At 72.6% G+C, this 16,405-nt stretch carries 16 protein-coding genes; 7 read left to right on the top strand and 9 right to left on the bottom strand.

The genetic code is table 11. The features are described 5' to 3' along the window. Positions 1–29: 29 nt before the first annotated feature. Positions 30–632, bottom strand: a complete 603-nt coding sequence (locus B446_RS24335; RefSeq protein ID WP_020942089.1) for a DUF1003 domain-containing protein — start codon at positions 630–632, stop codon at positions 30–32. Continuing rightward, on the bottom strand, positions 622–1,911 hold the full coding sequence (locus B446_RS24340; RefSeq protein WP_020942090.1) for a magnesium transporter MgtE N-terminal domain-containing protein: 1,290 nt from the start codon (positions 1,909–1,911) through the stop codon (positions 622–624). The genes B446_RS24335 and B446_RS24340 overlap by 11 nt, the downstream gene beginning before the upstream one ends. Positions 1,912–2,101: 190 nt before the next feature. On the opposite strand from B446_RS24340, the gene B446_RS24345 reads away from it, so the two are divergent. Next, a complete protein-coding gene (locus tag B446_RS24345) occupies positions 2,102–2,842 on the top strand; it encodes a hypothetical protein (protein ID WP_167543347.1) in 741 nt (246 codons plus the stop codon). Positions 2,843–2,901: 59 nt separating this feature from the next. Here the strand turns inward: B446_RS24345 and B446_RS24350 are convergent, their stop codons facing one another. Both B446_RS24350 and B446_RS24355 read right to left on the bottom strand, forming a co-directional pair. After that, complete coding sequence (locus B446_RS24350; protein WP_020942092.1) at positions 2,902–3,435, bottom strand: hypothetical protein; 534 nt, start codon at positions 3,433–3,435, stop codon at positions 2,902–2,904. Positions 3,436–3,457: 22 nt separating this feature from the next. After that, positions 3,458–4,582 carry a magnesium and cobalt transport protein CorA gene (locus B446_RS24355; RefSeq protein ID WP_020942093.1) on the bottom strand — a complete coding sequence of 375 codons (1,125 nt, stop codon included), beginning with the start codon at positions 4,580–4,582 and terminating at the stop codon, positions 3,458–3,460. Between the two features lie 484 nt (positions 4,583–5,066). Here B446_RS24355 and B446_RS24360 point away from each other — a divergent pair, with 484 nt between their 5' ends. Further along, a complete protein-coding gene (locus B446_RS24360; RefSeq protein WP_020942094.1) occupies positions 5,067–5,663 on the top strand; it encodes a suppressor of fused domain protein in 597 nt (198 codons plus the stop codon). A 30-nt stretch (positions 5,664–5,693) separates the two neighbouring features. Here B446_RS24360 and B446_RS24365 read toward each other — a convergent pair whose 3' ends face one another. Next, entirely contained in the window at positions 5,694–6,917 is a 1,224-nt protein-coding gene (locus B446_RS24365; RefSeq protein WP_020942095.1) for an MFS transporter, read from the bottom strand. 169 nt (positions 6,918–7,086) lie between these two features. On the opposite strand from B446_RS24365, the gene B446_RS24370 reads away from it, so the two are divergent. The 3 genes from B446_RS24370 (at position 7,087) to B446_RS24380 (ending at position 9,375) form a co-directional block, all read left to right on the top strand. Next, the gene (locus tag B446_RS24370; RefSeq protein ID WP_020942096.1) at positions 7,087–7,728 is read left to right on the top strand and encodes a DUF6758 family protein; all 642 of its coding nucleotides are present in this window, start codon (positions 7,087–7,089) and stop codon (positions 7,726–7,728) included. Positions 7,729–7,833: 105 nt separating this feature from the next. Continuing rightward, on the top strand, positions 7,834–8,691 hold the full coding sequence (locus B446_RS24375; RefSeq protein ID WP_020942097.1) for a PHP domain-containing protein: 858 nt from the start codon (positions 7,834–7,836) through the stop codon (positions 8,689–8,691). 78 nt (positions 8,692–8,769) lie between these two features. Beyond that, positions 8,770–9,375, top strand: a complete 606-nt coding sequence (locus B446_RS24380) for a MarC family protein (protein WP_020942098.1) — start codon at positions 8,770–8,772, stop codon at positions 9,373–9,375. A 45-nt stretch (positions 9,376–9,420) separates the two neighbouring features. Here B446_RS24380 and B446_RS39740 read toward each other — a convergent pair whose 3' ends face one another. Beyond that, positions 9,421–9,573 carry a hypothetical protein gene (locus B446_RS39740; RefSeq protein WP_020942099.1) on the bottom strand — a complete coding sequence of 51 codons (153 nt, stop codon included), beginning with the start codon at positions 9,571–9,573 and terminating at the stop codon, positions 9,421–9,423. Between the two features lie 206 nt (positions 9,574–9,779). Here B446_RS39740 and B446_RS24385 point away from each other — a divergent pair, with 206 nt between their 5' ends. After that, positions 9,780–10,676 carry an NYN domain-containing protein gene (locus B446_RS24385; protein ID WP_020942100.1) on the top strand — a complete coding sequence of 299 codons (897 nt, stop codon included), beginning with the start codon at positions 9,780–9,782 and terminating at the stop codon, positions 10,674–10,676. A 3-nt stretch (positions 10,677–10,679) separates the two neighbouring features. Here B446_RS24385 and B446_RS24390 read toward each other — a convergent pair whose 3' ends face one another. Then, positions 10,680–11,564 (bottom strand): alpha/beta fold hydrolase, encoded by an 885-nt coding sequence (locus B446_RS24390; RefSeq protein WP_020942101.1) that lies wholly within the window; start codon positions 11,562–11,564, stop codon positions 10,680–10,682. Positions 11,565–11,712: 148 nt separating this feature from the next. After that, on the bottom strand, positions 11,713–14,343 hold the full coding sequence (locus B446_RS24395; RefSeq protein WP_020942102.1) for a DEAD/DEAH box helicase: 2,631 nt from the start codon (positions 14,341–14,343) through the stop codon (positions 11,713–11,715). A 503-nt stretch (positions 14,344–14,846) separates the two neighbouring features. On the opposite strand from B446_RS24395, the gene B446_RS24400 reads away from it, so the two are divergent. Beyond that, positions 14,847–15,593: a ferritin-like domain-containing protein gene (locus tag B446_RS24400; RefSeq protein WP_020942103.1), complete on the top strand. Its 747-nt coding sequence runs from the start codon at positions 14,847–14,849 to the stop codon at positions 15,591–15,593. 370 nt (positions 15,594–15,963) lie between these two features. Here B446_RS24400 and B446_RS24405 read toward each other — a convergent pair whose 3' ends face one another. Continuing rightward, a complete protein-coding gene (locus tag B446_RS24405; RefSeq protein ID WP_020942104.1) occupies positions 15,964–16,233 on the bottom strand; it encodes a hypothetical protein in 270 nt (89 codons plus the stop codon). Positions 16,234–16,405 lie beyond the last annotated feature (172 nt).

The following is a 16,405-nucleotide window of genomic DNA, read 5'->3' on the forward strand; positions in this document are numbered from 1 at the left end:
GGCGCCGCGAGGGGCCTCCGGGTAGCCCCTCAGCGGTCGTCTGCGTCACGTCCCGGCGACCGTTCCGCCCGCTCTGCCGGGAATACGACGTGACCGTCGTGCCGCCTGCGTTCCTCCAGCTCCTTGACCAGGTCCTGGAGCTCCGAGCGGATCCAGTCGCGGGTGGCCACCTCGCCCAGACCCATGCGCAGCGCGGCGACCTCCCGGGTCAGGTACTCGGTGTCGGCGATGGAGCGTTCGTTCTGCTTGCGGTCCTGCTCCAGGTTGACCCGGTCGCGGTCGTCCTGCCTGTTCTGCGCCAGCAGGATCAGCGGCGCCGCGTAGGACGCCTGGAGCGACAGCATCAGGGTCAGGAAGATGAACGGGTACTGGTCGAAGCGCAGCGCGGCCGGGGCGGAGATGTTCCATACCACCCACAGGATGATCACCACCGTCATCCAGACGATGAAGCGTCCCGTGCCCAGGAAGCGGGCGATCTTCTCCGACAGCCGACCGAAGGCCTCCGGGTCCCACTCGGGCAGGAACCGGTGCCGCGGCGGGCGCGGCTGGTCCAGGCGTGCCCGGGGCCGCGGGGCGGCCGTGGCGCCGGCCGGGTTGCGTTCCCGGGTCCCGGTGTCTCGCTCAGGAGCCATGGGTGGTCGCCCCCTCTCCCTCGTCGAGGTGGAACTCGGTCTCCCGCCAGTCGTCGGGGAGCATGTGGTCGAGCACGTCGTCTACGGTGACCGCGCCGAGCAGCGACCCGGACTCGTCCACCACGGGCGCCGCCACCATGTCGTAGGTGGCGAAGAACCCGGCGATGACGGGCAGCGTGGCGCCGGGGGCCAGGGGCTGCAGGTCGTCGTCCACCAGGGAGCTGACCAGGGTGTAGGGGGGGTCGCGCAGCAGGCGCTGGAAGTGGACGGTGCCCAGGTACTTGCCGGTCGGCGTCTCGTCGGGCGGCCGGCACACGTAGACCTGGGCGGCGAGCGCGGGGGAGAGGTCCTGGTTGCGGACCCGGGCGAGCGCGTCGGCGACGGTGGAGTCCGGGCGCAGCACGATCGGCTCGGTGGTCATCAGACCGCCCGCCGTGTGCTCCTCGTACGACATCAGGCGCCGCATGTCGGCCGCGTCGGCGGGCTGCATCAGGCTCAGCAGCCGCTCCTTGTCCGCCTCGGGCAGTTCGGCGAGCAGGTCGGCCGCGTCGTCCGGGTCCATCGCCTCCAGGACGTCCGCCGCGCGCTCCTCGGCCAGCTTGCCGAGGATCTCGATCTGGTCGTCCTCCGGCAGCTCCTCCAGGACGTCGGCGAGCCGGTCGTCGTCCAGGGCGGCGGCGACCTCGGCGCGCCGCTTGGCGGACAGGTGGTGCAGCACGTTGGCGAGGTCGGCGGGGCGCAGCTGCTCGAAGGTGGCGAGCAGGCTCTCGGCGCCCTGTCCGTGCTCCTCCAGGGAGAAGCCGGTGACCGCCGACCACTCGACGGTCAGCGTCTCGCCCTTGGCCCGCCGGAAGGCGCTGCCCTTCCTGCCCTTGCGGACGAAGACCCGGTCGACCTCCCAGTCGCGGCGGGCCGGAAGCTGCTGCACCGATACGTCGAGGACGGTGACCTCCTCGCCGGTCTCCACCAGTTTCACCCGCCGGTCCAGCAGCTCGCCGAAGGCCAGCCGCTCGGTGGGCCGCTGCTCGAAGCGGCGCACGTTGACCACACCGGTGGTGATGACCTGCCCGGACTCCACGCCGGTGATCCGGGTCATGGGCAGGAAGATGCGGCGCCGGGTGGACAGTTCGACGACCAGCCCGAGGACGCGCGGCGGACGTCGCCCGACGCGCAGCATGACGACCAGGTCGCGTACCCGGCCCACCTGGTCGCCGGCCGGATCGAAGACGGGGACCCCGGCGAGGTGCGAGACGAAGATCCGGGGGGCGCCGGCTGCCATGGCTGTGCTTCCTTTGCTCGCATTGCGTGGGGATTGCTGTTGTGTGCCCGCTCGCGTGCGCTTCAGGCTAGCCCGTACCGATCGGATACGCCCTGGTGGGCGGTCCGGACGGACTGGCTCCGTCGGGCGCGCGGGGCCCCGGTACGCTGCCGTACACCGCTCAGGACCCGTCAGAGAGGCAGCCCCACCTGTGACTGCGATTCCCCAGGGCCGTACCCGCCGGGCCGTGCTGGTCACCGCGACATGCGCGCTGGCCGTCACCGGAGCGATGGTGCTGTCGGGGTGTGGTGGCGACGATCCGGACGCGGGGACCAACGGGGTGGGCAAGCTGCCCGCCGCGCAGATCCAGGCGAAGACCCGCGCGGCGGCGAAGTCGGCGACCGCGGTGCGGCTGTCCGGGACGGTGGTCTCCAGCGGCCGCACGTACAAGCTGGACATGCGGCTGAAGCCCGACGGCGGCACCGGCTCGGTCACGTCACAGGGCTCGACGTTCGGACTGCTGCGGATCGGCGGCAAGCTGTACCTGAAGGCCGACGCGGGCTTCTGGAACCACGCGGACGGCAGCGACGGCGCGGCCGGCAAGCTCGACGGCAAGTACGTCAAGGTGCCGCAGGGGGATCCCGCGTACAAGAAGTTCAGCGGCTTCACGGACAAGGACCTCCTCCTCGACGGTCTGCTCACCCTGCACGGCAAGCTGGCGACGGACGGGCACCACGAGCAGGCGGGTACCAGCACCATTCGCATCACCGGCGACGCCGGTTCGGGCGGCACCCTCGACGTCTCCCTGCACGGCCGGCCCTACCCGCTGCGCCTGGAGCGGGCCGGTTCCGCGGGCACGCTCAGCTTCTTCGACTGGGGCAAGGACTTCGCCGTGACCGAGCCCGCGAAGGGCGAGACGGTGGACTACGGCAAGCAGCTGCCGACGTCGTAGCGGTCCGGCGGTCCCGGCGGCCGGACCATCCCCGGCCGACCGGTCCGCCTTGCGGTGCCCTACTCGGCGCCGGGGCCCCGCTTGGCCTTTCGGCGCCGGGCCAGCAGCCGTGGCAGGGCCGCCGGGACCGGCCGTCGCGTGGTCGCGGGCGAGGGCACCGGCCGCCGCGCCAGATCCCCGGAGGGCAGCGGCTCCGGCGAGCCCGCGGGGGTCAGCCGGAGCACTCTGCACTCCCGGGCCCAGCGCGCGGGCATCTCCTCGCCGTCGGGGGCGTTCAGCCGCTTCCCCTTCAGCTCGGCCACCGCCGCCTCCCATTCCGGCGAGCCGGCGGCCGGCTCGGACACGGTCGCCGGCCAGCTCACCAGCCGGCCGCCCTTGTCCTTGCTGCGCACGGTCACCTCGGCGCGGCCGCCGTCCTCCAGCGCGGGCAGCGGCTGCTCGCCCGGGCCGTCGCCGACCAGGCACACCGCGCCCTCGTGCCACACGTGCCACAGGGCACGCGCCGCCGGGGCCCCGGCGCCCTTGACCCAGATGAGGCCGGACTTCTTGGTGGCCTCCTCGATCAGGGCCCGGTCGAGCAGCTCGCTTGTCATGGGCTCAGCCTATCCAGGCCGCTCACAGCCAGCCGTTGCGCTTCAGCGTGCGGTGGATGCCGAGACACAGCACCACCGTGACGCCCATGATCACCGGGTAGCCGTACTTCCAGTGCAGCTCGGGCATGTACTTGAAGTTCATGCCGTAGACCCCGCACACCATCGTCGGCACGGCGATGATGGCCGCCCAGGCGGTGATCTTGCGCATGTCCTCGTTCTGCGCGACGGACGCCTGCGCGAGGTTGGCCTGGAGGATGGAGTTCAGCAGTTCGTCGAAGCCGAGGACCTGCTCCTGGACGCGGGCGAGGTGGTCGGCCACGTCCCGGAAGTACTTCTGGATGTCCGGGTCGATCAGCCGCATCGGCCGCTCGCTCAGCAGCTGCATGGGCCGCAGCAACGGTGCGACCGCCCGCTTGAACTCCAGTACCTCGCGCTTGAGTTGGTAGATCCGCGCCGAGTCCACACCGCGCGAGACACCGCCCCGGCGGCCCGGCGAGAAGACCTCGGTCTCCACGTCGTCGATGTCGTCCTGGACGGCGTCGGCGACCGCGATGTAGCCGTCCACGACGTGGTCGGCGATGGCGTGCAGCACGGCCGAGGGGCCCTTGGCGAGCAGCTCCGGGTCGTCCTGGAGCCGGTGCCTGAGCGCCCGCAGCGAGCCCTGGCCGCCGTGCCGGACGGTGATGAAGAAGTCCCGCCCGGTGAAGCACATGACCTCACCGGTCTCGACGACCTCGCTGTTGGCGGTGAGCCGGTCGTGCTCGACGTAGTGGATCGTCTTGAAGACGGTGAAGAGGGAGTCGTCGTAGCGCTCCAGCTTGGGGCGCTGGTGGGCCTGGACGGCGTCCTCGACGGCCAGCGGGTGCAGCCCGAACTCGCCCGCGATACCGGCGAATTCCGCCTCGGTCGGCTCGTGCAGGCCGATCCACACGAACCCGCCGTCGCGGCGCACGAGCCGCATCGCCTCCTGCGGGCTCAGCGGCTTGGCGCTCTGTACCCGGGCGCCGTCGCGGTAGACGGCGCAGTCGACGACGGCCGAGGGCGTGGACGGGTCGCGCGTGGTGTCGTACGACGTGCTCGGTTCCTTGCGCAGCGAGACACGGGACGACGGGCGGACCACGGCGCGCAGGTCACGGATCATCGACATGGGCAGGCTCCTTCGCGGGCGGGCAGCGACTGCGCGCGGCGATCGGGTGGAACTACCCGGAATGGGGACGTCCTGCGGGGGGCTCCGGCCCTTCGTACGGGGCAGGATGTTTGGCACGTCCACAAAGCGGGGAGCACCGCACCGTCGCGGTGGCGTGTTTCGCTGCTGATGCAGAACTGATTCAGGTCAGACAGATCAGGCAAAGCGAGACGAAGTGCTCTTCCGAACGACGAAGCGAGCGTGAAGGCGGCAACCTGCCAGGAACTACATCAGCAGCCGGAAGAGCGAGTGGTACTACCAGGTCGACTTCGATCCATGACAGCCCCACCTCCTCCGGCCGGTCCCTCGTAAGGGAGTCTCGTCGGCGTCGGGACTCGATAGCGACGCTTCTGCGTGCTGCCCCGAACCACCGGCTCAGCGTAGCAGCAGCCCCTGGTGTCAAGGCGCCGCTTTGCCCGTAGCTGACGAGTTCTATGCTCACCGCATGGTTGATGTTCTTCCTCTGGTCGAGGCCCGGTTGGTCACCGCGCTGGGCGAGCCGGACGCGCGCGCCGCGGTCACCTTCCTCGGCACGGACCGCATCGAGGTGCTCCGTTTCCACGAGGAGGACCTGGTCCGCTACGCCACCCTCGGCATGTCGGCACAGCCCATGGCGGACCCCACCGCGGTGCTCGCCGACCCGGTGAAGGGCCCCCGCGCCGAGCTGGTGCTGTCGGTCCGCGCGGGCCGGGCGGACACCGACAAGGTGCTGCGCCCGCTCGCGGTGCTCGCCGCCTCCCCGCAGGTGGAGGGTGTGGTGGTGGCCCCCGGCGCGTCCCTGGACGTGGGCGGGCCGCTGTGGCCCGGCGCCCCCTTCACCTCGGTGCTGGTGGGCGAGCCCGGCGGTCTGGTGGCGGACCTGGAGCTCGACGACCCGATGGATCCCGTACGGTTCCTGCCGCTGCTGCCGATGACCCCGAACGAGGCCGCCTGGAAGCGGGTGCACGGTGCCCAGGCGCTCCAGGAGCGCTGGCTCGCAGGCGGCACGGACCTGCGGGATCCCGCCCGCAGGTCCGTGCCGCTGGACACCGCACCCGAGTGAGCAAGGTCACCAAGGCCCGGGAACGAAGGGTCAGTTGGCGAAGACGGTGACGCCGTCCTCGGTGGCGTGGGCCGGCTCGAGCCGCTCGGCCTCGTGGGTGAGCGCCCTGCGCCGTACGACGACCACCAGCGCGCCCAGCACCGCCGTGACGGCCGCGACCACGAACGGGACGTGGATGTCGGTCCACTCCTCGATCTTGGGCGCGAAGTACGGCGCCGCCGCGGCCGCGAACCAGCGGACGAAGTTGTAACCGGCGCTGGCCACCGGGCGCGGCGCGTCCGACACGCCGAGGGCCAGCTCGGTGTAGACGGTGTTGTTCACGCCGATGAAGGCGCCGGACAGGATGGTGCACACGACGGCCGTGGTGTGGTCGCCGTAGCCGAGCACGAGTACGTCGGCCGCGAGCAGTACCAGGGAGCCGCCGAGTACCTTCAGCGAGCCGAACCGTGCCTGCAGCCGCGGGGCCACGATCACCGAGAAGACGGCGAGCAGCACGCCCCAGGCGAAGAACACCGCGCCCGAGCGGTAGGGGGTCATGTTCAGCACGAACGGCGTGAAGGCCAGCACCGTGAAGAACGTGTAGTTGTAGAAGAACGCCGAGACCGCGGCCGAGGCCAGGCCGCCGTGGCCGAGCGCCTTGAGCGGGTCGAGGATCGAGGTCTTCCGCGCGGGCCTCGGCTGCTCCTTCAGGAACGCCGTGATGCACAGGAAGCCCACCGCCATCAGGGTGGCGGTGCCGAAGAACGGGTAGCGCCAGCTGATGTTGCCGAGGACGGCGCCCAGCAGCGGGCCGCAGGCCATGCCGAGGCCGAGCGCGGACTCGTAGAGCAGGATCGCCGCCGCGCTGCCGCCGGCCGCCGCGCCCACGATGACCGCGAGGGCGGTCGAGACGAACAGCGCGTTGCCCAGTCCCCAGCCCGCCCGGAAGCCGACGAGCTGGCCGACGGTGTCCGACGTGCCGGCGAGGGCGGCGAAGACGATGACGAAGGCGAGGCCGGCCAGCAGGGTCCTGCGGCCACCGATGCGGCTGGAGACGAAGCCGGTCAGCAGCATCGCCACCGCCGTGATCAGGAAGTACGAGGTGAAGAGCAGGGACACCTGGCCGGGGGTGGCGTTCAGGCCCTGCGCGATCGACGGCAGGATCGGGTCCACCAGGCCGATGCCCATGAAGGCGACGACGGACGCGCCTGCCGTGGCCCAGACCGCCTTGGGCTGCCGCAGGATGCCGCCGGCTCCCGCGTCGAAGGAGTCCATGTGCTTCTCCCGTCCCGAGTAGATAGTTGGTTTATACACATACTAGGTTAGGGAGGCTAATTAATGCAAGATGCATCTAGTCTTCCCGGGTGGGCCGGGCCACGGGCGTTCCGGCCGGACGGGTGATCGTCCTTGACGCGGGCGTGCCGGGGTAGGACCGTGGGGCCCTATGAGGGGCGAACCCAGTTGCCCGAAGTGTGGTGGCCGGGTCCGGGCTCCCGGCCTATTCGCCGACGCCTGGCAGTGCGACGAGCACGGGGCGGTGTACCCGCTGCAGCCCGTGATCCCGCCCAGTGTCGAGGCGCTCACCGTCGTGGTGCGCCGTACGCAGGTGCCGGTGTGGATGCCCTGGCCGCTGCCGGTCGGATGGCTGTTCACGGGCGTGACCTACGCGGGCGACGACCGCAGCGGCGGCCGCGCCACCGCCGTGGCCTGCTCGGGCCCCGGCCCGCTCGGCGGAGTGGGTGAGCTGATCCTGGTCGCCGAGGAGCTCGGCGTCGGCCTCGGGGCGCACTTCGCGGGCATCGACGCCCCCGACCCCGGCCCGTACCTGAACGTCGAGAAGCCGCCCCAGGCCAAGGTGCTGGCCGCCGGCCGCCCCACCCCGCTCTGGCACGTCTCCGGCGCCCCGGGCGACCGCGCCGTCTTCGCCGGCGAGGCTCTCGGACTGTGGCTGTGGGCGGTGGTCTGGCCGGAGCAGTCCAGCATGCTCATGTACGACGAGCTGGTCCTGACCGACCTGCGGGACGCGGGCGCGGAGATAGACCTCGTCCCCTGCGGGGCGCTGTCGCCGCGGCTGCTGCGCCCCTGAGCGCCCCTGTAGGGGGTGCCCCCGGGGTGCGGGTGTGACAGGGCATGCCGTTCCTGCGGCTATCCTTAGGTGTCCCCCTCCGTCCCGTCCCGCCCTGGAGTCGCTGTGCGCATCGATCTGCACTGCCACTCCACGGCCTCCGACGGCACGGACACCCCGGCCGAGCTGGTGCGCAACGCGGCCGCGGCCGGTCTGGACGTCGTCGCGCTGACCGACCACGACACCACCCGTGGGTACGCCGAGGCGACCGCCGCGCTGCCCGAGGGGCTCACCCTGGTCACCGGCGCCGAGCTGTCCTGCCGCGTCGACGGGGTCTCCCTGCACATGCTGGCCTACCTCTTCGACCCCGAGGAGCCCGCCCTGCTCGCCGAGCGCGAGCTGGTCCGGGACGACCGGGTGCCGCGGGCCCAGGGCATGGTCGCCCGGCTGAACGCGCTCGGCGTGCCGGTCACCTGGGAACAGGTCGAGCGGATCGCCGCCGGCGGTTCGGTGGGCCGGCCGCACGTCGCCACCGCGCTCGTCGAACTGGGCGTCGTGGCCACGGTGAGCGACGCGTTCACCGAGGAGTGGCTCGCCGACGGCGGCCGGGCCTACGTGGAGAAGCACGAGACCGACCCCTTCGAGGCGATCCGGCTGGTCAAGGGCGCGGGCGGCGTGACCGTCTTCGCGCACCCGGCCGCCGCCAAGCGCGGCCGTACGGTACCGGAGTCCGTGATCGCGGAGCTGGCCGCGGCCGGCCTGGACGGCATCGAGGTCGACCACATCGACCACGACGCCGACACCCGGACCCGTCTGCGGGGCCTCGCGAAGGACCTGGGGCTGCTGGTCACGGGGTCCTCGGACTACCACGGCAGCCGCAAGACCGTCGCGCTCGGCGCTCACACGACGGACCCCGAGGTGTACGGGGAGATCACCCGGCGGGCGACCGGGGCCTTCCCGGTGCCCGGCACCGGCGGAGCCTGAGACCGGGCCCGGTCACCTCACCGGACCCGCAGACGTCCGTCCCCACGCACACTTCTCCGCAAGGCCAGTACTTCCCGCATGTTCGACATCGCCGTCTTCGGCTCCCTGTTCCTGACCCTTTTCGTGATCATGGATCCCCCCGGGATCACCCCGATCTTCCTCGCCCTGACCGCCGGCCGTCCGGCCAAGGTGCAGAAGCGGATGGCCCTCCAGGCCGTCTGCGTGGCGGGCGGGGTCATCGCCGTCTTCGGCGTCCTGGGCCACCAGATCCTCGACTACCTGCACGTCTCGGTCCCCGCGCTGATGATCGCGGGCGGACTGCTGCTCCTGCTGATCGCGCTCGACCTGCTCACCGGCAAGACCGACGAGCCGAAGCAGACCAAGGACGTCAACGTCGCCCTCGTGCCGCTGGGCATGCCGCTGCTGGCGGGGCCCGGCGCCATCGTGTCGGTGATCCTCGCCGTGCAGAAGGCCGGCAGTGTGTCCACGCAGATCTCGGTGTGGGCCGCGATCCTCGCGATCCACGTCGTGCTGTGGCTGGTGATGCGTTACTCGCTGCTGATCATCAGGGTCATCAAGGACGGCGGTGTGGTCCTCGTGACGCGGCTCGCGGGCATGATGCTCTCCGCGATCGCCGTGCAGCAGATCATCAACGGGATCACTCAGGTGATCCGGGGGAGCTGAGAACCGGGCCTCGGCTCCCCCGGAAGGCTTGAGTGGCGGTCCCCGTTACGAGGCCGGGGTCTCGGCCGGGCGGATCCACAGGCGCTGCCCCACGGCGGCGGCCTGCTGAACGATCCGGTTGACGGAGGCGGCGTCCACGACGGTGGTGTCCACGGTGGTGCCGTTGACCTCGTCGAGTCGCATGATTTCGAAGCGCATGGGCTTCTCCCTTCGTCTGGTCATCCTCCTGCGGAGAACTACTGGGTGAGGTGTGCTGTCGTAGAGAGTCAACGAGCTGCGTGTTACAAACATTCCCTACGCTAAATAAATTTTTCGAACGACTAATTACTGAACGGTAAGCGGTGTGCGTGAGACCGCCCGGGATCGGTTGTGTTCGCAGCGTGACCGCCGGGACAATGGAGGCGATGAACGACGACCTGGCGGCCCTCGCCGCCCGCATCGACCACACCAACGAGCTGCTGCAGCGCATGCTCGCCGAGGTGGCGAAGACGCCCTCCACCCACGCGATCTTCGTCGACGCGGGCTACCTCTACGCGGCCGCCGGCCGGCTGGTCGCCGGCACGGAGGACCGGCGGGCCTTCGACCTCGACGCCGAGGGCCTGATCGACGCGCTCATCGACAGGGCCCGCACCATCTTCGCGGACAGCCGGCTGCTGCGCGTCTACTGGTACGACGGCGCCCGGCGGCGCATCCACACCGCCGAGCAGCAGTCCATCGCCGAACTGCCCGACGTCAAGGTCCGCCTGGGCAACCTCAACGCCAACAACCAGCAGAAGGGCGTCGACTCGCTCATCCGCTCGGACCTGGAGTCCCTGGCCCGCCACCGCGCGATCAGCGACGCGGCCCTGCTCGGCGGCGACGAGGACCTGGTGTCGGCGGTCGAGGCGGCCCAGGGCTACGGCGCCCGTGTCCACCTGTGGGGCATCGAGGCGCCCGAGGGGCGCAACCAGGCCGAGCCGCTGCTCTGGGAGGTCGACAGCCAGCGCACCTTCGACCTGGAGTTCTTCAAGCCGTACGTCTCCCGCCGCACCGCCGCCGCCTACGAGGCCACCGCCGGGGCCCGGCCCACCCGGGAGGACGTCCGCTTCGTCGGCGCGCAGATCGCCGCCAAGTGGCTGTCCGCGCGGGGCCGTGAGGCCCTGGTCGAGCTGCTGCCCGGCCACCCGTACCTGCCCGGCTCCGTCGACCAGGACCTGCTGGTCGAGGCCGAGGGCCTGCTCCAGTACTCCCTGCGCGGCCAGGCGGACCTGCGCCGCTCCCTCCGGGACGGCTTCTGGGAGCACCTGCAGACGCAGTACTGAGGGCTAGACCGCCCGGCCCGGGTGCGCCTGCCAGAAGTCGGCGATCGCGCGGGCCGTGGCGAGCGGCCGGTCGGTGTTGGGGGAGTGCTCGGCGCCCTCGACCACCGTCCGCCGGGCGTTCAGCCGGTCCGCCATCCCGTCGAGCAGCGCCAGCGGCCAGGTGTCGTCCAGCGCGCCCGACAGCACGTGGAACGGCAGCGGCACGGCGGCCAGTTCGGCGACACGATCCGGTTCGGTGCACAACTGCCGCCCGGTGGCGAGCAGTTGGGCCGGCTTGGTACGGAGCCAGCGCCGCCGCAGGTCGTCCCGGTCGTCCAGGCCGCCGTCCAGCGCGCCCGTGTCGGTCTCCTCGGGGGCCTCCATCGCCTGCATCGTGTCCCACACCTCCGCCATCGTCATCACGGCGAGCGCGTCCCGCAGCAGCTTCACCCGCTCCCGCTGGGAGGCCGAGATCTCCGCCGGGCCCGAGGCCATCAGGGTGAGCGAGCGAAAGGGGGAGTGGTCCAGCAGCACCGCCGCACGCGAGATCTGCCCGCCGAGCGAGTGCCCGAGCAGATGCACGGGCGCCCCGACCGCCTCGGCCTGCGCGAGCACGTCCCGCGCCAACTCCTCCTGCGCGTAGGCCGACTGGTCGTCCTCGGGCCCGTCCGACTCGTACTGCCCGCGCCCGTCCACGGCCACCGTCCGGTAACCGCGCTCGGCCAGCGGCACATGCAGCGGGTTGAAGTCCTCCTTGCTGCCGGTGAACCCCGGCAGGAGCAGCGCCACCCCCCTGGGCTCCACCCCGTCCGCCACGGGCGCGTCGACTACGGCGAACTCACCGCGCGCGGTCCGCAGCGCGTACGCGCGGGCACCGGGGGGCGGGACGAAGGTGGCAGGCCGGCTCATGGAGGCAGGCTATCGGGGCGGGAGCGCGGCCATGAGGCAGGGACCGGACACGTTCGTCGGTGCGCGAGGGCCGGAACCCGGTCGCCACGGACGCGGATGGCCCGGTCCACTTCGAAGTGGACCGGGCCATTGCCGACAGGGTGCCGGATCAGCCTTCGGTGGCCTCCGCGGCCGCCGTGGCCTTGCGCGTACGGCGACGCGGCTTGACCTCGGGCTCGTCGGTGGCCTGCGCCGGGATCTCCGGAGCGGCCGCCTCGGCCACGGCCTTGCGGGTCCGCCGCGCCTTGGGCGCGGGCGCCTCGGCGCCCTCCTCCACCGCGACGGCGGCCGTCTTGCGGGCCCGGCGCGGCTTGGCCTCGACGGCCTCGGCCGTGTCGAGGGCGGCTTCGGCGGCGGCGGCCGTCCTGCGGGTGCGGCGCGGCTTGGCCTCGGTGGCCGTGTCGGCCGCCTCCACCGGTGCGGCGGCGGTCTTGCGGGTGCGGCGGGGCTTGGTCGCCGGGGCGGCCTCGTCGGTGCCTTCTGCGGTGGCGAGGGCGGCTTCGGCGGCGGGCTCGGCTGCCTTGCGGGTGCGGCGGCGCGGCTTGGCCTCGACGGCCTCCGTCGTGTCGGCGGCGGCCTCGGCCGCCTCGACGGGCGCGGCGGCGGCGGTCTTGCGGGTGCGGCGGGGCTTGGTCGCCGGGGCGGCCTCGTCCGTGCCTTCCGCGGTGGCGACGGCGGCTTCGGCGGCCGGTTCGGCTGCCTTGCGGGTGCGGCGGCGCGGCTTGGCCTCGACGGCCTCCGTCGTGTCGGCGGCGGCCTCGGCCACCTCGACGGGCGCGGCGGCGGCGGTCTTGCGGGTGCGGCGGGGCTTGGTCGCCGGGGCGGCCTCGTCGGTGCCTTCGGCCGTCGCGACGGCGGCTTCGGCTGCCTTGCGGGTGCGGCGGCGCGGCTTGGCCTCGACGGCCTCGGCCGTGTCGGCGGCGGCCTCGGCCACCTCGACGGGCGCGGCGGCGGCGGTCTTGCGGGTGCGGCGGGGCTTGGTCGCCGGGGCGGCCTCGTCCGTGCCTTCCGCGGTGGCGACGGCGGCTTCGGCGGCCGGTTCGGCTGCCTTGCGGGTGCGGCGGCGCGGCTTGGCCTCGACGGCCTCCGCCGTGTCCGCCACGGCCTCGGCGGCCTGCGGAGCGACGGCCACGGGAGCGGCCTCCGCCACCTGCGTCTCGACCGCCAGGGCCTCGACCGGCTCCGCCGACCTGCGGGTGCGGCGACGGCGCGGCTTCTCCGGGGTCGTCGGCGCGGCCGGGCTCTCCACCGCCGTGACGGCGGCCTCGGCCGCGTCCGTGGCAGGGGAGACCGCGGCGGGCGTCACGGGCGCCGGCGCGGCACCGCCACGCGTGCGGCGACGGCGGCGCGGGGTCCGGGCGGCCGTGGGCTCCGCCACGGAGCCGGACTCGACGGCCGGTGCCTCGGCGGTCGTCGCGGACGCGTCCAGCGGCGCACCGCCACGCGTACGGCGGCGGCTGCGCGGGGCGCGTGCCGAGCGCTCACGCTCGGGCGCGGCGGCCTCGGCGCGGCCACCACGGCCACCGCGACCGCGCGCACCGCGGCCACCGGTCTCGCCGAGGTCCTCCAGCACCTCCGCGTCCAGACCGGCGCGGGTGCGCTCCGAGCGCGGCAGGACGCCCTTGGTGCCGGCGGGGATGCCGAGGTCCGAGAACAGGTGCGGGGAGCTGGAGTACGTCTCCACCGGGTCGTTGAAGTCCAGCTCCAGCGCCTTGTTGATCAGCTGCCAGCGCGGGATGTCGTCCCAGTCCACGAACGTGATCGCCGTGCCCTTGGCGCCCGCGCGGCCGGTGCGGCCCACGCGGTGCAGGAAGGTCTTCTCGTCCTCGGGGGACTGGTAGTTGATGACGTGGGTGACGCCCTCGACGTCGATGCCGCGCGCGGCGACGTCGGTGCAGACGAGCACGTCGACCTTGCCGTTGCGGAAGGCGCGCAGGGCCTGCTCACGGGCGCCCTGGCCGAGGTCGCCGTGGACCGCGCCGGAGGCGAAGCCGCGGCGCTCGAGCTGCTCGGCGATGTCGGCCGCCGTGCGCTTGGTCCGGCAGAAGATCATCGCGAGCCCGCGGCCCTCGGCCTGCAGGATCCGCGCGACCATCTCCGGCTTGTCCATGTTGTGCGCGCGGTAGACGAACTGCTTGATGTTCGCGACCGTCGCGCCCTCGTCGTCCGGCGCGGTGGCGCGGATGTGCGTGGGCCGCGACATGTAGCGGCGCGCGAGGCCGATGACCGCGCCCGGCATGGTCGCCGAGAACAGCATGGTCTGCCGCTTGACCGGCAGCATGTTGATGATCTTCTCGACGTCGGGCAGGAAGCCCAGGTCGAGCATCTCGTCGGCCTCGTCGAGGACCAGGCTCTTGACGTGCTTCAGGTTGAGCTTCTTCTGGCCCGCGAGGTCCAGGAGCCGGCCCGGGGTGCCGACGACCACGTCGACGCCCTTCTTCAGGGCCTCGACCTGGGGCTCGTAGGCCCGGCCGCCGTAGATGGCGATGACGCGCACGTTGCGCACCTTGCCCGCGGTCAGGAGGTCGTTGGTGACCTGCTGGCACAGCTCGCGCGTGGGGACGACGACGAGCGCCTGCGGGGCGTCGGTGAGGTCCTCGGGGGCGGCGCGTCCGGCCTCCACGTCGGCGGGGACGGTCACGCGCTCCAGGAGCGGCAGACCGAAGCCGAGGGTCTTGCCGGTGCCGGTCTTGGCCTGGCCGATGACGTCGGTGCCGGACAGGGCGACCGGGAGCGTCATCTCCTGGATGGGGAAGGGACTGATGATGCCGACGGCCTCCAGGGCCTCGGCGGTCTCAGGAAGGATTCCGAGTTCACGAAACGTCGTAGTCAGGGTGCTGCCTCTTCTGTGTGCGCGGCGCGAGGCGAGCGCGGGGGTCATGTCTGACCGTGCCGGGGACGTCGGCCGCCGTACGGGCGAACCACTCGGGCACTCCGTAAGACACGGGACCACTGCCGACGCTCTAGCGCTCGTACCGCTGAGGGTGTCCCTCCGGTCGTCGTACGTGCAGTGACGTACGGCCGGGGAGGGCTGTCGGGTCGGAGCCGATCGGGCCACCGACCGGGCATCCTCATGCGTGCGGCCTGTCGCGACACGTCGAACATCGTCGACGCACTCAGCAGGCGCATTACCACCATACCCCGGAATCGCGCACATGCGATGGCCGAATTCGTCACGTCGTCGTAGTCACAGTGGATGACCAGGGACTTGAGCGGCGCGGCGAGCGGGCTATTGTGCGCCTCATGACTAGCTCCGACAAGCCTGAGAACGGGTCCGCAGCCTCCGCCGGTCCCACCGGTGTCGCCGCCCAGGACTGGGCGCAGGCCGCCGCCGACCCCCAGTACCGCGCCGCGGTCGTGGACCTGCTGGGCGCGCTCGCGTACGGGGAGCTCGCCGCGTTCGAGCGGCTCGCGGAGGACGCCAAGCTGGCGCCCACCCTCGCGGACAAGGCCGAGCTGGCGAAGATGGCCTCGGCGGAGTTCCACCACTTCGAGCGGCTGCGCAACCGGCTGACCGAGATCGGCGAGGAGCCGACCGGGGCGATGGAGCCGTTCGTGGCGGCCCTGGACGGCTTCCACCGGCAGACGGCCCCCTCGGACTGGCTGGAGGGCCTGGTCAAGGCGTACGTCGGTGACTCCATCGCGAGCGACTTCTACCGGGAGGTCGCCGCCCGTCTGGACACCGACACGCGTGAGCTGGTCCTCGCGGTGCTCGACGACACCGGGCACGCCGAGTTCGCCGTCGAGAAGGTGCGCGCGGCGATCGACGCCGACCCGCGCGTGGGCGGCCGGCTCGCGCTGTGGGCACGGCGGTTGATGGGCGAGGCCCTGTCGCAGTCGCAGCGGGTCGTCGCCGACCGGGACGCGCTCTCCACGATGCTGGTGGGCGGGGTCGCCGACGGGTTCGACCTCGCCGAGGTCGGCCGGATGTTCTCGCGCATCACGGAGGCGCACACCAAGCGGATGGCGGCACTCGGCCTCGCGGCCTGAGACGCGCATGCCCCGTCGCCGCGCTCCGGGCACGGCGCGCGGCGGGGCGTCCCGCGCCCTGCCGGGAGCGGTTCCGGCAGGACGAGTGGCGAAGCGTCCCGCGCCCGGTCCGGGGGGCGGGTAGGACGGGCGGGGTAAGACAGGCGGCGGGCATCCCGCGTCCCGTCGGGAGCGGTTCGGGCAGGACGGGCGGCGAAGCGTCCCGCGCCCCGTCCAGAGCGGTTCGGGCACGTCGGGCTGCGGATCGTTCCCTGCCCGTCCGGGGCGGTTCGGGTACGGCGTCCGCCGGGTCGGTCCCGTCGCGCCGGGAGGGGTTCGGGTACGGCGGGTGGCGGGGCGTCGTGCCCCGCGGCTGGGCGTCCCGGCGTCGTTACGCCGGGGCTGATCGTCGGCGCAGGCGGCGGGCCGGGCGCAGCAGGAGCGACAGGGACGCGGCCGAGACCACCGCGGCTCCCAGGAGGCTCAGCAGGACACCCCCGGTGCCCAGGGCGCTGTGCGTGACGAAGTCCCCGAAGAGGGCCCCCGCGACGCCCGTGGAGAGCACCAGCGGGCGGGCGGGCAGCCGGTGCGGCAGCCGGCGGGTCGCGGCCCAGGCGAGGAGCAGACCGAGCAAGGCGGATCCGAGTGCTTCCAGGATCATGTCGGGGGTCCCTCCCACGGCCGGCCTCTGCTTGACGGTCGTAGCCCGTCATACCCGTGACCTGCGGATTGCAATCCTCCGCTGTGCAGGAGTTGTGAGCCGTCCGTGAGTGTGCCGCACGGGAGAGGGGCCCCGCGGCACAGTGCCGCCGGGCCCCTCTCCCGATCTGCTC

It is taken from the genome of Streptomyces collinus Tu 365 (assembly GCF_000444875.1).
In the GTDB taxonomy this organism is placed as follows: Bacteria; Actinomycetota; Actinomycetes; order Streptomycetales; family Streptomycetaceae; genus Streptomyces; species Streptomyces collinus_A.

Bases quoted from the DNA above. Each gene is read 5' to 3' on its own strand.
- B446_RS24335 (WP_020942089.1), bottom strand. From the start codon at position 632: ATGGCTCCTGAGCGAGACACCGGGACCCGGGAACGCAACCCGGCCGGC.
- B446_RS24340 (WP_020942090.1), bottom strand. From the start codon at position 1,911: ATGGCAGCCGGCGCCCCCCGGATCTTCGTCTCGCACCTCGCCGGGGTC.
- B446_RS24350 (WP_020942092.1), bottom strand. From the start codon at position 3,435: ATGACAAGCGAGCTGCTCGACCGGGCCCTGATCGAGGAGGCCACCAAG.
- B446_RS24355 (WP_020942093.1), bottom strand. From the start codon at position 4,582: ATGTCGATGATCCGTGACCTGCGCGCCGTGGTCCGCCCGTCGTCCCGT.
- B446_RS24360 (WP_020942094.1), top strand. From the start codon at position 5,067: ATGGTTGATGTTCTTCCTCTGGTCGAGGCCCGGTTGGTCACCGCGCTG.
- B446_RS24365 (WP_020942095.1), bottom strand. From the start codon at position 6,917: ATGGACTCCTTCGACGCGGGAGCCGGCGGCATCCTGCGGCAGCCCAAG.
- B446_RS24370 (WP_020942096.1), top strand. From the start codon at position 7,087: ATGAGGGGCGAACCCAGTTGCCCGAAGTGTGGTGGCCGGGTCCGGGCT.
- B446_RS24380 (WP_020942098.1), top strand. From the start codon at position 8,770: ATGTTCGACATCGCCGTCTTCGGCTCCCTGTTCCTGACCCTTTTCGTG.
- B446_RS39740 (WP_020942099.1), bottom strand. From the start codon at position 9,573: ATGCGCTTCGAAATCATGCGACTCGACGAGGTCAACGGCACCACCGTG.
- B446_RS24385 (WP_020942100.1), top strand. From the start codon at position 9,780: ATGAACGACGACCTGGCGGCCCTCGCCGCCCGCATCGACCACACCAAC.
- B446_RS24390 (WP_020942101.1), bottom strand. From the start codon at position 11,564: ATGAGCCGGCCTGCCACCTTCGTCCCGCCCCCCGGTGCCCGCGCGTAC.
- B446_RS24395 (WP_020942102.1), bottom strand. From the start codon at position 14,343: ATGACGCTCCCGGTCGCCCTGTCCGGCACCGACGTCATCGGCCAGGCC.
- B446_RS24400 (WP_020942103.1), top strand. From the start codon at position 14,847: ATGACTAGCTCCGACAAGCCTGAGAACGGGTCCGCAGCCTCCGCCGGT.
- B446_RS24405 (WP_020942104.1), bottom strand. From the start codon at position 16,233: ATGATCCTGGAAGCACTCGGATCCGCCTTGCTCGGTCTGCTCCTCGCC.